A 13000-nucleotide genomic window follows, 5' to 3' on the forward strand; every position below is an offset into this window, starting at 1 on the left:
AATTTAACAATTTAAACAGCCTATTTAACAGTTTCAGCATCAAAAAGCAGAAAGAAATATTAAAACGCGTTAACGGTGGTTAAACTTATACAACAATTTAAAAATAATTTTAGCTTTGCTCTATAAAAAATAACCTGTGAAATTCAAACTACTTCTTTTTCTATCTCTGATTTTTTCTATCCATTTCAATGCCCAAAGTTACATTTTCGGAAAAGTGGTTTCTGATGGTGGTGCTGAAATACAGGATGTAACTGTAGTTAACATTCGAACTGATGAGATGGTACTTTCAAATAGAGATGGGCACTTTATGGTTTCCGGAAAAATAGGAGATGAATTACGATTTATAAAAGCAGGGTATGATAGAGTAGTGAAGAAAGTTTCTCAGGAAAATGTACAGCAGCCCATGAATATCAGTCTTGTCCGGTCAACCATCCAGATTCCGGAAGTACAGATTGCCTTCAAACCTACCGGGAACCTTGCAAAAGATAGTAAACGTCTCAGTGAGCCACAAAAGCTGAGATCGTTAAAATCGGAGATGTCAAAATATATGAGAAGTCCTTTAAAGGAACCTTTACCAGATAAATCGATCTCTAAAACTTTTACAGGCCATGATTATAAAGTAGGGCAGGTGGATGTTTTAGGTGTTATTGGTAAGGCAGTTAGTCTAATTAGTAAGGCAGATAAACCTAAAATTACAAAAGCAAATTATATAGAGTATCAAAACTTTATGATACAGCTTAAAAATGAAGTAAATTTAGATTTCCTTAGAAAATATGGGATGGAAGATGAACAGATTGATACATTTTTAGTGTATGCGGAAGAAACAAGATACCTTTCTAGAAAATTTAGAAAGGACTTTGACAAAGCTGTATTAAGGTCTGAGTTGCAGGTTGCTTTTGCAGAATACCGAAAACTAAATAAGCTTGATACTAAGTAAAATATTGACATTTTTAAAGAGATAAGAACAATTGGATTATAACTTCAGAAATAGGGTAATGACGAATTGGAAAAAAGGAATTATTTTCCTGATGATGTTATGCAGTAATTTTTTGTTCTCCCAGCAGACTGTAACAGGAAGAATTATTGATGATAATGGAGAAAGTCTGAGCGCTGTAACCATTGTCAATATGTCTACAGATAAAAAGACATACTCTAATTCACAGGGAATATTTTCTATTGATGCTAATCCTAGTGATGAACTGAGGTTTGTAAAAGAAGATTTCAAAAGAGTTTCCAGACGGGTTCTTACGGATGGGATCAATCCACAATTGTTAATAACTTTATTTCAGATTCCCAAAGATGTTGGAGAAGTGAAAATTGTAAAAAAGCTGTCCGGCGACCTGGAGCAGGATTCCAGAATTGTTGCGAAAGTAGACAGAGGAGAGCAGGTAAAACAAGCTGTTGGACTGCCTGAACCTGTAGGAAAGATGAGAGAAAAACCGGCAGAAGTAAAAAGTGTTCTTTTGCCTATATTACTTGGAAATCTTAACGTACAGGGAGTTTATGATTTGATAAGCGGTAAGGCGAGGAAGCAGAAGAGACAGTACAGATATGACGATTTGCAGGAACATATTGCCTGGGTTCGGAGCAGGGTAGAAGATGATTATTTTGTAAAGGCCGGGATTCCTGCAGATAAAATTTCTGAATTTATTGAATTTTCATTTTTAGCAAAACCTCAGGTTCGTACCTATGTAAAAGCGAGAAATCTTTCAGGGGTTATGCTGAGAATGGAAGAAGTGATTCCGGTTTTTATTGAACGGCTTAATAACAGTCATAGATAGACAAGGTTTATTCATAAAATTAAGTTCTTTTTAAAATGTTAAAAAAAACTTAAAATATTGGAATGGAAATTGCTGCAATAAACTCATAATCAAATCAAAATCACGAATTTTATGAATAAAAATATTATTGCGGTAGCGGTGGGAGCTTTGGGATTTGTTCTAGGCTTAGGATTTTTAGGAAATGCAATCAAAAACAGAAATAAATCTGAAAATACCATCTCTGTAACTGGATTGGGAACCAAGCACTTTACTTCTGATCTTATTACTTGGTCCGGAAGTTTTTCTAAGAATAATTCCGATCTGAAATCTGCTTATGATGAACTAGCTTTGGATAGAAAAGTCATCAATGATTATCTGATTTCAAAAGGAATAAAACAGAATGAGATTGTCTTTTCTTCTGTTGATATTCAGAAACAGTTCAGAAGTTACAATGATTCCAATGGAAATTACGTACAGGGAGAATTTTCTGGTTATAACCTGACTCAAAATGTATCTATCGAAAGTAAGGAAGTCGGCAAAATTGAAAACCTTTCCAGAAATATCACTGAAATTATCAACCGTGGAATTGAGTTTACCTCTTCTTCACCTTCCTATTTTTATACAAAATTGGCCACGGTAAAGCAGGAAATGATCGCCAGTGCAACAAAAGATGCTAAAGAAAGAGCTGAAAAGATTGCAGAGAACTCCGGAAGCAGTTTAGGAAATCTAAAAAAAGCAACAATGGGAGTTATTCAGATTACAGCTCCTAACTCGAACGAAGACTATTCTTACGGCGGAACATTCAATACATCTTCTAAAGAAAAAGAAGCCAGTATCACCATAAAACTAGAATATGAAGTAAACTAGATGTTGATTAGTTTAAATCTCATAAACAGAAAGAATACAACACAAAAATCTGTGATTAATCTTATTCAGATAGTATTTCAATAGTAATAAAAAAATAACGCCGGAAATTTTCCGGCGTTCTATATTAAGGATAAACAATATCGCAAATTTCAGTTTTAAGTTCCTCCACATTTTCAGGAGAATAGTTGGCCAACAACCATAAGTTCAGAGACAGCTTCCCTTCTCCATAGCTTGGCTGGATATAAGTAGTATCAATCACATCAAAATTGTTTCTCTGATAGAAAGAATAACGTCTTTTAGCATCTTCATTCAGATCTTCAGGCTCGATTTCCAGGATAATTCTCGGATAGTTTTCCAATAGATGCTGCATGATGTTAGATCCTAGTTTTTTACTTCTGAAAGCCTCAAACACTTCAAAATGTTCTACAAAAACAAAAGAACTAAGTTCCCATAAGATGAGGTAGCCAATTGCTTCAGATTCATGCAGTATAGACATAAATTTTACTTTCGGATTTGAAAATAAATCCAGAAACTGTTCTTGATCTCTTTGTTCGTCTACAGGAAAAGTATGGGTGTAAGAAGTATAGATTCCCTGAACTCTATGATCTTCAGCAGAAGTAATTGGTAAAAATTCCATAATTATAAATCAAAAACGCTTGGTCTTCTTGTGATAAAAATATCTTTAATCCACAAAGTAAATGCCAAACCCAGATAGATCAGAAAGAAAAATCCGGCAGTAGCAAAAGTAGAGTAGATGAAGAAGATCCTTAATTTGGAGACAGGAATTCCCAGTTTGGCACCCGTTCTTGTCAGTACACCAAACCATTCTCTTTCCATTTTATGACGGATATTACTCAGCATTTCAAGATTCTTTTAAAAGTTTAAATCCAATACTGCAAGTTAAGCAATTTTTTTCTTCACATGAATTTTTATAGTGATAAATGAAGCTTTGGCTTTCCAGAGCATTCGTTACGGGAACTCCAAGATTTTTCCAGTTCTGGATGATTGAGTTTTTTTCAGCAGAGATACTTTGATAGAAATCTATGATCTTATCTGCGATTTCTTCACTGTGGTATTTATGATAAGCATACTTTAAAGGAAGAATAGTATTCAGAATAATGAGGTCTATAAAATCCTTACTCAATGTTTTAGGCTGTACTTTTGAAATCGTTCCGAAATTAAAATGATAGTCCCAGTATTCAGAAGCTTTTACAGATTTAAAAAGATCATACAATTCTTCAATACGTTCTGCTTCCATGATTTTTGAGAATAGATTCTGATGCTGATAAAGACTGGCCAGCTGAGACAGGCGGATCGTAGGAAAATTAGGGGGCCTTAATCTTAAAAATTTAGGATGAAATACTAGATCAGTAAATTTGAACTTTGCTTTAAGGAAATCAAATTCCTGTTTCCAAATTTTCATCTGCCCATCCTCAGGTTGAGTAAGCCATCCCGAAATACCAAAGAACAATGCTTCAAGCTGAGGTGGATTTTGTCGGATCTTATTGATAATGCTGTAATCTACACTTTCTGCAATCTGTTTAAAAATATGAGCATTTACTTTTAGCCCGAAAGAATAGGCCAGGCTATGGAATAAAACGGCTTCAAAATTATTTTTATAAAGAGCTAAACTTTGCTCGAGCTCAGCAGATTTTTCTTCCAGTTTTTTCAGAATATTTCCCTCATGAAAGTTTACAGGAATTTTATCTCTGTTAAAAATGTTTTCGCAAGCAATAAACTGATTTCCATTAATTAATCTTTCATATTTCCACACTATATCTTCATCTATATAATGTTTCAGTTCAAGAGTGGGAACTCTCTGATCGGTAAGCGTACTGATTTCAATGTCATGCTGAAAAACAACATGTAGAATAATATTCTGATAATTCGGATCCTGAGAATGATTGTGAAAAATCCAGTCCGAAGAACGGATATGAAGTTCTATATTTCCGGCAAGAACTACACCGTTGATTTTAATTTTTGAATCGAGAAAATCCGGGCCGGCATCTTTATTCCATTTCCCAAATTGTATAATTTCAACGGAATTACCTTCAATATCTTTGAAGTCAAAATATTTGAAAACCTTATAGTTCCAAAGATATTGAAGTAGTTTTTCCGTCATAGTGTGACGATAAATATAATAGAAATATTATACTTTCGTCAACTCCTTTTTAAAATTTTCTATAGTCGTTCTATACATTTTCTCATAGATAGGAAGAATGTTTTTCAAATCGAATTTTATAGCCTGTTCTTTCGCATTTTCTTTCATTTTGGCTAAAAGATCTTCATTGCTCAACAACTTAATGGTGTAGTTACTCATGGCTTCTACATTTCCAATTTCTGCTAAATATCCAGTTTCTCCCTGAATGTTTACTTCGGGAATTCCCCCCGCATTTGAGCTGATAACTGGTGTATAAGCTGCCATAGCTTCCAGTGCTGCCAGACCAAAACTTTCCTGCTCAGAAGGAAGTAAAAATACGTCAGACAGCTGAAGAATTTTATAAAGATCATTAACTTTCCCCAGAAGACGGATTTTTGAGATAAGATCCGGATTTTCTTCAAGGAATTGATTCACCTTTTCCATATCAGGACCTTCACCAATGATGATCAGTTTAGATTTTACCTTCTTTTCAACATTTTTAAAGATCTGTAATACTTCATCCACACGTTTTACAGGACGAAGGTTTGATACGTGGATCAGGATTTTCTCATCAGGATTGGCAAACTGAGTTCTCTGGCATTCTGTACAGTCGTCAAATTCAGAATTATCAATAAAGTTGGTAATTACCTGGATTTCCTTTTTGATATTGAAAAACTGAAGAGTATCTTTCTTCAGACTTTCAGAAACCGAAGTAATGGCATCCGACTGGTTGATAGAAAATTCTACCGCATGTTTATAACTTGGATGTTGCCCTACAAGAGTAATATCTGTTCCGTGAAGCGTTGTTACCAAAGGAATATCATTGTTGTCTTCCTGTAGCATCTGTTTAGCCGTAAATGCTGCATACGCATAAGGAATAGCATAGTGAGCATGTAAAAGATCCAGTTTATATAGATTGACAACCCTGTAGATCATAGAACTTAACGCAATATCATAAGGCTGATATTGGAAAAGCGGATACGTCTGAACATTCACTCTGTGAAAGAAAATATTTGGATTGGTAATGTCTAATCTTGCAGGAAGAGCAGAACTGATAAAGTGTACTTCATATCCTTTATTGGCAAGGGACATTCCCAGTTCTGTTGCTACAATTCCGCTTCCACCATAGGTTGGATAGCAAAGTATGCCTATTTTCATTAGATTATCGTTGTTTTGATGTTGTTTTATTTTGTGTTCATTGGAGCAGCAGGATTCAGGTCTATACCCATTCCCGGTTTCAGCTGGTCATTCACCAGTACAGGAAGTCTGCCCCAGATTTTTGTTTTTCCGTTGAGTGCATCTGCTGTTGCATTCATAGAATCGTCATTGTTTTCATATGATACCAGAACGGTTGAAACTTTAGACAGGTCAATATCTTTTAAAGCATAAGCACTTCCGAATACATTAAGGATTACATTCTGATTTTTAGTAAGATCGGAAAGAACTTTTTTAGATTCTGAAGATACTTTATAGGGTTTATAAGCTGTTGAATTATCCTTGTGGAAACCAACGATTACGGTAGAACCAGCCGGAATTGTACTGATTTCACCTGCTTTTTTAATGATAACATTAGATCCCATTCTGTTGGCGAATGTCTGATAAGGAGCTTCTTCTAAAGGAACATAATAAACTTGTTTTCCTGTTAAAGGAAGAAGCTTCTTTTCATCCTTTAATAATGTTAAAGCATTAGAATAAAGATTTTGAACCAAAGTTTTATGAGAATCGTTATTCAGATCAGCATTGATGTTGTCTGGATTTTTTGCCGTGTATTGAGTAAGCCCCAGGAAGTATTTTGTTAAAAGAATCTTTTTTACACTTTCTTCCACTCTGGATTGAGAGATTTCTTTACTGTCAATAGCTTTTTGAATCAGTTTTTTTCCTTCAGCAACTCCCTGTGAGAAAAGCATGATATCATTTCCTGCTTTAAATGCCATCGCATCCAATTCTCCAGGTTTATATTTGTTGGCCACAGCACCCATGTTTAGGGCATCTGTGATAATTAATCCTTTATATCCAAGTTTGTCTTTCAGTAATCCTGTAATGATATTTTTAGAAACAGAAGCCGGAATTCCTTTTCCTGATTCTAAGCTTGGAACATATAGGTGAGCCACCATAACTCCGCCAATACCTTTATTCATTAAAGCTTTGAATGGTGCTAGCTCTGTAGAGTTAAGTCTTTCCATATTGTGGGAAACTACCGGAAGATCAAGATGCGAATCTGTACTGGTATCTCCGTGACCAGGGAAATGCTTAATCGCTGCTAATATATTATTGTCCTGAAGTCCGTTAGAATAGGATAGAGCAGAACTGATCACATTATCCACCTCAGAACCGAAGCTTCTGTTGCCAATAATAGGGTTGTTCGGATTGGTATTTACATCCACTACCGGAGCAAAGTCCCAGTTGATCCCCATTCTGTGACAGTCTTCTGCAATTTTAGCAGCCATCTGATAAACTAAATTTTTATCCTGAATAGCTCCCAAAGTCATTGCCCATGGGAATTTATGTGCTGTTGCAATTCTTTGGAACAATCCCCACTCAGCATCCATTCCGATCATTAAAGGGACTTTGGATTTCTGTTGGAATTCATTCACCAAATTGATTTCTCTTGCAGCATCATCCTGCATCAGAATCAGACCGCCGATTTTATCATTGGTAACAATATTTCTTACCTGGTTAATATAGTCTTCTCCTTTATTGGTATAAAGAGCAATAATAAAAAGCTGTCCCAGTTTTTCATCCTGAGAAAGATTTTTGTAAGTTTTTTCAACCCATTGCTGAGCCTTTTTCATATCTTCTTTAGAAGTGTTTTTAGGCTGATACTGGGCATTAACCTTAGGACTAATCAATGCTGCAATAAAGAGTGAAGTATATAATAATTTCTTCATGACTTTTTGAATAAGAACAAAAATACAATTAAAAAAATTGACAAAAACAAAGATTTTGAAATTTTTGGTATATGATTTGAATACGCAATATAAATAATAACTAAACATTTATAGAAATGAAAAAAATTCTTCCACTTATATTATTAGCCGGTGTTGGATTTCTTACATATAGTTGTGATAATAGTAATGATGATCCGGTTGTGGTAAACCCGGGAAAGGATAATGATACTTTTCCACTTATGTTTGATGCACCTGGTACATTTAGCGCCAGCAACAATTATTCATTAATTGCAGACATCTCCATTGAACCAACTGATGTAGTATTAGTCTATAGAAGAGCAGGTGATGCCTGGCAGCAAATTCCTAAAACGGTATATGTAGATCCTGCAACTTCTGCTTCACCAAGAAGATTTGAATATAATTTTGTTTTCAGTAATAAAGCCGTTCAGGTGAGAATTGAAAATCAAAACTTTCTTTTATCAACTTTAACTACGGATCAGGCTAATGACTTTTTAAATAACCAGACTTTCAGAATTGTGCTGGTACCAGCAGATCCGGTGAAAAAGTCTGCGAAAGCAAGCACTGTTGATTTCAGCGATTATAATGCGGTAGTAAAACATTACAATCTTGATGAGTCTAAAATTAAGACAATCAACGCACACTAATTAAGAAATATCTTTTCAGTTTTTTATAATTAAAAAAGCTTCGGGAGTTATCTTCCGGGGCTTTTGATTTTTATAGAATGAGGGGAAAGGATGAGATGAATAATGAACTTGTAATAAATAAGAAAAAAGATGAGTTTAAATAGAGATGAAACTATTTTATTAGGTTCACAGCTTGTTGAGGTATTTCACCCAATAAAAAAAGCTTCAGAATTCATCTGAAGCTTTTATTTTATCTAGTTATCATTGTCATCAAGTAGATGTCCAAAGAAATCTTTTTTTGTCTGTAAATAGCCTTTACTGATCTCGTTGGCTGGGATTTGTAATGGAATCCTGGAATTAAGATGAACATTACTGTCTACCACATATTTTACCTTTTCAGGATTATTGGTTAAAAGATTGACATCTTTCACGTCCAGAAGGTTAAGAATTTCAATGGCTACCCCAAAGTTTCTGTCATCTGCAGGAAGCCCAAGTTCAAGATTAGCCTGTACAGTGTCAAGTCCTTTTTCCTGTAATGAGTATGCCTTTAATTTATTGATGATTCCAATATTACGTCCTTCCTGACGAAGGTAAATAATAATGCCACCATTCTCGTGGATATATTTCATGGCTGCATCCAATTGCTGGCCGCATTCACATTTTTTTGAATGGAAGACTTCTCCGGTAATACATTCTGAATGGAAACGGACATTAACAGGTTTTGAAAAATCTGTATTGTCTGCGATGATAGCCATATGAGGCATCCAGTCGTTTTCATTTTCGGAAAAAGCGATCATTCGGAAATTGCCGTGCTCTGTAGGAACATTGGCTTCCGCCTGAATTTTAATCATTGATAGTTCAATTAGTTTTTAACTTCCTGGTAAAGCATCCTCAATCACAGAAATGTTGGTTTTTAAACGTACCAAGTATCTGTTTAGAACTTCATCATCATCTTTTTCAAGGCTTTGTCTTTGCTTTTGAATTTTTTTGTATGATTTTTCGAAGCTTTTCAGTGCTCTGCTTTTACCTGTAGAATTATTGGCATCAATAGCATATAAATAATTCTGAAGGCTGTATTTCAAACTTGCAATTTCATCATTAAGCCCATTGTTTTTAAACTTCGGGAATGTGGAGATGATATTTGAAATCTCAGAAGCGTTTACGTTTTCCTTGATATTGATATTAAAACTCTTCTTTGAGCTTCTATCAGAATCAGAGCCTTTTGTATCGCTATAAAAGTTATTTGACAGCGGAGAAAGGTTAAGCTTTTCCGTTGCGCAGGAAGATGTTAATATTAGTAATACTCCAAAAAAAACTAGTCTTTTCATTTTTGTTGCCCTTTTTGATAAAGGATTGGGTTAAGACTTTCATCGTTATACATTTTCATTTGTTTGTATATCTTCATCTTAACATTACCGTTTTCAATATCAGCAAGCAACTGATTTATAGAAGTAGACAGATCTTCCCTCTGAGTAAGCAGAACATCCAGTTTAGCCTGGCAATTGTTTCTGTGTTCTTCAGAAGCGGATTCTCTATTAGCTTCTAATGACATATGATAAACCTTTAAGGCAAGAATTGATAATCTGTCTACTGCCCAAGCGGGAGTTTCCGTATTTATCTTTGCTTCAGGTTTAGGAGTTATATTTTCAAACTTATTAAGGAACCAGCTGTCAATGTATTCAACCAAATCAGTTCTTTTCTGATTAGAGGCATCAATTGTTCTCTTCAGTTGAAGAGCCTCAGCCGGATCAATATTTTCATCTCTAATAATATCTTCCAGATGCCATTGAACGGTATCAATCCAGTTCTTTGCATACAAAATCCGTTCCAAACTATCTTTTTCGAACGGGTTATTAATTAGAGTGTTAACGTCATCAGACACGTGATAGTCTTCAATAGATTGATTGAAGACTTTCCATGCAGTCTCAGTAAATTTCATTAATTCTAAGGAATTTTAGTTACTTGAAGAATTATTGTTTGTAGAAGACGATTTGTTTTCAGAACCTGGTTTGTCTTCTTCTTTTACCGCATCTTTAAATTCTTTGATTCCTGAACCAACGCCTCTCATTAGTTCCGGAATTTTCTTTCCTCCAAAAAGTAGCACCAAAACGATCGCTACGATAAGGATATGCTGCCAAGATATGGCAAGTATTGTTAGTGTATTCATCTCTTAAAATTTTTGCAAAGTTACACTTTTTTTAATATGAAATCCAACCTAGTGGATCAACTGGTGTACTTCCGTTCCATACTTGGAAATCAAGGGTATAAGCACCGTCGAAATCCTGGGCTACAGTTCCTACTGGAGTTCCTGAAGAAACCTGTTGTCCTTTGGAAACACTTACGCTTCCTAAGTTGGAATAAATGGTAAAGTAGCTTCCATGTTTAATAATTACAGTCTTTGTGCCATCATTATTAGCCAGTACTGAAGATACAGATCCCGGATATACGGATTTTGCACGAGTTCCTGATGGAACAGATAGCTTGATACCGTTATTTTCTTCTGTAATATTTTTGAAAACTGGGTGTGGCTGTCTTCCGAAACGGTGGGTAATCTGCCCGGCTCTGTCTGCAGGATATCCTAATCTTCCTCTGCTTTCTGCAAAACTGCTTCCTGCGGAAGTGGTAACTCCATAGTTGGTCATAGCCTTTGATTCTGCCGCTTTTTTGTCTTCTTCTTTTCTCTTGGCTAAGGCTAATTCAGCTGCTCTTGCTGCCGCCAGTTTATCAGCTGCTTCTTTAGCTTTAGCAGCTGCTTCATCTGAAGCTTTTTTAGCTGCTAATTTTCTTGCTTCATCTTTTGCACTAGCTTCAGCTCTTGCAGCTTCTTCATTACGTTTTCTTTCTTCTTCAGCTCTTTTTGCTGCTAATTCAGCTGCTCTTTTAGCTTCTGCTTCAGCTATTCTTCTTTCTCTTTCTAATGCTTCAGCTCTTGCTTTAGCTTCGGCTTCAATTCTTGCTTTTTCTCTTTCAGCGGCAAGTTTTGCCAAACGTATTTTTTCTGCCTCTGCTTTTCTTCTTGCTTCTTCTTCAGCCTTTGCAATTCTTATCTCTTCAGCAATAATAGCTCTGATCTGGCCTTCAAGAACTTTAGACTGAACCTGTTTTTGCTTCAGTTCAGCAGTAAGTTTTGATTCATTCTTTTTAAAATCAGCTACCAATTGTTCTTTTTGAGCTCTTTCTGCATTAATCGTAGCTAAGTCCTTCTGTTGGTTTGTCAGAAGGTTTTGCTTCTCTTTTACAGAGTTTTGTCTTTGCGTAATGGTTTTTTTGATCTTATTGGCAGCGTCAGTAATTTCAGCAGCTTTTTTATCCTGGTAATCAGAATACTGCTTTAGGTATTGTACTCTTCGTATACCTTCACCAAGATTTTTTGCTGAAAGGATAAAGGTTACTTTATTCTGTACTCCTTTATTTTTATAAGCATTTACCAAGACCTCAGCATAGTTCTTTCTCAGAACTGCGAGTTCTTTATTCTGACGGTTAATTTCAAGCTGTTTCAGATAAATATCATCTTCAATAAATCTCTTTTCTTTTTGAGTGTTATTGTAGACTTTTTCTCTTAATACTAGCTTTTGATTAACGCTGGTCAGGTAGGCTATAGAGAGTTTAGATTCGCTTCTTGTTTTAGCTAAATCTGTATTTATTTGTGCAATTTGTTTTTTAAGTTCGGCATTCTGCTTCTGCAGCTGTTCTTTCTTCTGCTGTCCCTGGTGCAGTCCGAACATAAGAACACCTATTAAAAAGCTAAATTTTTTAATCATTTAATCTCAATTTTCTTATAACTGGATGGTACAGAATAAGGTGTTTCCATCCTCGAAAAGTCAAATTTCGTGTTTTCCAGTAAAATCTGACTAGATTTTGAGCCTTTTATAATTATTTTAACATTTTGCGGAAGGCGAATTCCATTGTATTCATTCCAGTCACTGTAAGATATTTCGAGTTCATCCGGTGATAAAACATCCTTTAGATTAACGCTCAGTAAATCATAGTTGGTATCATATTGCAGGGCAATTTTATACTCTCTGTTTTTTTCATCGGTTACAATTTTCTGGTTTACATTAGAAACCATTTTATATCCCTGAGCATTTTGAGTAAGTGTAAACTGGGAATCGTTAATCTTTACAAAAGTTCTTCCCAGAAGAATCTTTTCTAATGCTTTATAATCAATAAAATTAACATTCAACAGATTATTAAGATAATCAAAATCAGAATCAATATAGGTCTTACTTGTTTTATCCTGTCCTTTTATTCCTTCCGGAGTGGCAATTCCTCTGGCTACATTTAGGAAAAGAGCCCTCAGGTTCATCCAAACCTTTTTATCATTCTCAATATAAATGGTTGCATCCAGTGTTGGAATAAAACTTCCGGTTTCTACACGTACTTTACTGTCGATTTTGATCTGTTCGAATTTTGCTGGGATCAATACATGTTCGTAAAAGGTAAGCTTATCTTTTACGGGCTGGTTTGCATCTTTTGGACTATTACTGTCTTCTGCAGTTTTAATACTGTCTTTAGTGTTACCTGTATCACTTTTTAAAGCATTACGGGTTTTACATGACGATAAAGCAAGAAGTAATAAAAGAAGTGGAATCCAATTTTTCATGTATTTATCTTTTTTGATTTAAAAAACGGTGCAATATTAACGCCAAACCACACAAAAGATTTTGTGTGGTTTGGTTTTATCTTATTTAAGTTAAAGAA

At 35.0% G+C, this 13000-nt stretch carries 15 protein-coding genes; 4 read left to right on the forward strand and 11 right to left on the reverse strand.

The genetic code is table 11. The features are described 5' to 3' along the window. Positions 1-136: 136 nt before the first annotated feature. The 3 genes from BOQ64_RS21085 to BOQ64_RS21095 all read left to right on the forward strand — a co-directional run bounded on the left by BOQ64_RS21085 (position 137) and on the right by BOQ64_RS21095 (position 2627). Positions 137-937: a hypothetical protein gene (locus tag BOQ64_RS21085; RefSeq protein ID WP_129059212.1), complete on the forward strand. Its 801-nt coding sequence runs from the start codon at positions 137-139 to the stop codon at positions 935-937. Positions 938-995: 58 nt separating this feature from the next. Next, complete coding sequence (locus BOQ64_RS21090) at positions 996-1781, forward strand: carboxypeptidase regulatory-like domain-containing protein (protein WP_129059213.1); 786 nt, start codon at positions 996-998, stop codon at positions 1779-1781. 111 nt (positions 1782-1892) lie between these two features. Then, a complete protein-coding gene (locus BOQ64_RS21095) occupies positions 1893-2627 on the forward strand; it encodes an SIMPL domain-containing protein (protein WP_129059214.1) in 735 nt (244 codons plus the stop codon). 124 nt (positions 2628-2751) lie between these two features. On the opposite strand, the gene BOQ64_RS21100 is transcribed toward BOQ64_RS21095, so the two are convergent. Genes BOQ64_RS21100 through BOQ64_RS21120 form a run of 5 tightly spaced genes read right to left on the reverse strand, consistent with a single transcriptional unit; the run spans position 2752 to position 7655 of the window. After that, a complete protein-coding gene (locus tag BOQ64_RS21100) occupies positions 2752-3264 on the reverse strand; it encodes a GNAT family N-acetyltransferase (protein ID WP_129059215.1) in 513 nt (170 codons plus the stop codon). Positions 3265-3266: 2 nt separating this feature from the next. Continuing rightward, complete coding sequence (locus tag BOQ64_RS21105; protein WP_034695702.1) at positions 3267-3488, reverse strand: PspC family transcriptional regulator; 222 nt, start codon at positions 3486-3488, stop codon at positions 3267-3269. 1 nt (position 3489) lies between these two features. Next, the gene (locus tag BOQ64_RS21110) at positions 3490-4749 is read right to left on the reverse strand and encodes a DUF2851 family protein (RefSeq protein ID WP_129059216.1); all 1260 of its coding nucleotides are present in this window, start codon (positions 4747-4749) and stop codon (positions 3490-3492) included. Positions 4750-4776: 27 nt separating this feature from the next. Further along, the gene (gene bshA, locus BOQ64_RS21115) at positions 4777-5925 is read right to left on the reverse strand and encodes an N-acetyl-alpha-D-glucosaminyl L-malate synthase BshA (RefSeq protein WP_129059217.1); all 1149 of its coding nucleotides are present in this window, start codon (positions 5923-5925) and stop codon (positions 4777-4779) included. Between the two features lie 26 nt (positions 5926-5951). After that, positions 5952-7655: a glycoside hydrolase family 3 protein gene (locus tag BOQ64_RS21120; RefSeq protein WP_129059218.1), complete on the reverse strand. Its 1704-nt coding sequence runs from the start codon at positions 7653-7655 to the stop codon at positions 5952-5954. 116 nt (positions 7656-7771) lie between these two features. Between BOQ64_RS21120 and BOQ64_RS21125 the strand changes: the two genes are divergently transcribed. Then, positions 7772-8320 (forward strand): hypothetical protein, encoded by a 549-nt coding sequence (locus tag BOQ64_RS21125; protein ID WP_129059219.1) that lies wholly within the window; start codon positions 7772-7774, stop codon positions 8318-8320. Between the two features lie 233 nt (positions 8321-8553). Here the strand turns inward: BOQ64_RS21125 and ribA are convergent, their stop codons facing one another. From ribA to BOQ64_RS21155, 6 genes are read right to left on the reverse strand one after another with little or no spacing between them, the layout of a single operon-like run. Continuing rightward, positions 8554-9150, reverse strand: coding sequence for a GTP cyclohydrolase II (gene ribA / locus BOQ64_RS21130; RefSeq protein ID WP_089739566.1), 597 nt, complete (start codon positions 9148-9150; stop codon positions 8554-8556). Positions 9151-9168: 18 nt separating this feature from the next. Beyond that, a complete protein-coding gene (locus tag BOQ64_RS21135) occupies positions 9169-9627 on the reverse strand; it encodes a hypothetical protein (RefSeq protein ID WP_129059839.1) in 459 nt (152 codons plus the stop codon). Then, complete coding sequence (locus BOQ64_RS21140; protein ID WP_129059221.1) at positions 9624-10238, reverse strand: DUF4254 domain-containing protein; 615 nt, start codon at positions 10236-10238, stop codon at positions 9624-9626. Before BOQ64_RS21140 ends, BOQ64_RS21135 begins: the two co-directional genes overlap by 4 nt. A 15-nt stretch (positions 10239-10253) precedes the next feature. Then, positions 10254-10466: a twin-arginine translocase TatA/TatE family subunit gene (locus tag BOQ64_RS21145; protein ID WP_129059222.1), complete on the reverse strand. Its 213-nt coding sequence runs from the start codon at positions 10464-10466 to the stop codon at positions 10254-10256. 31 nt (positions 10467-10497) lie between these two features. After that, on the reverse strand, positions 10498-12060 hold the full coding sequence (locus BOQ64_RS21150) for a peptidoglycan DD-metalloendopeptidase family protein (RefSeq protein ID WP_129059223.1): 1563 nt from the start codon (positions 12058-12060) through the stop codon (positions 10498-10500). Beyond that, positions 12057-12902 (reverse strand): DUF4292 domain-containing protein, encoded by an 846-nt coding sequence (locus tag BOQ64_RS21155; RefSeq protein WP_129059224.1) that lies wholly within the window; start codon positions 12900-12902, stop codon positions 12057-12059. The genes BOQ64_RS21150 and BOQ64_RS21155 overlap by 4 nt, the downstream gene beginning before the upstream one ends. Positions 12903-13000: the final 98 nt, after the last annotated feature.

Origin of the sequence: Chryseobacterium sp. CH25 (genome assembly GCF_004119455.1) — a bacterium.
Classification (GTDB): domain Bacteria; phylum Bacteroidota; class Bacteroidia; order Flavobacteriales; family Weeksellaceae; genus Chryseobacterium.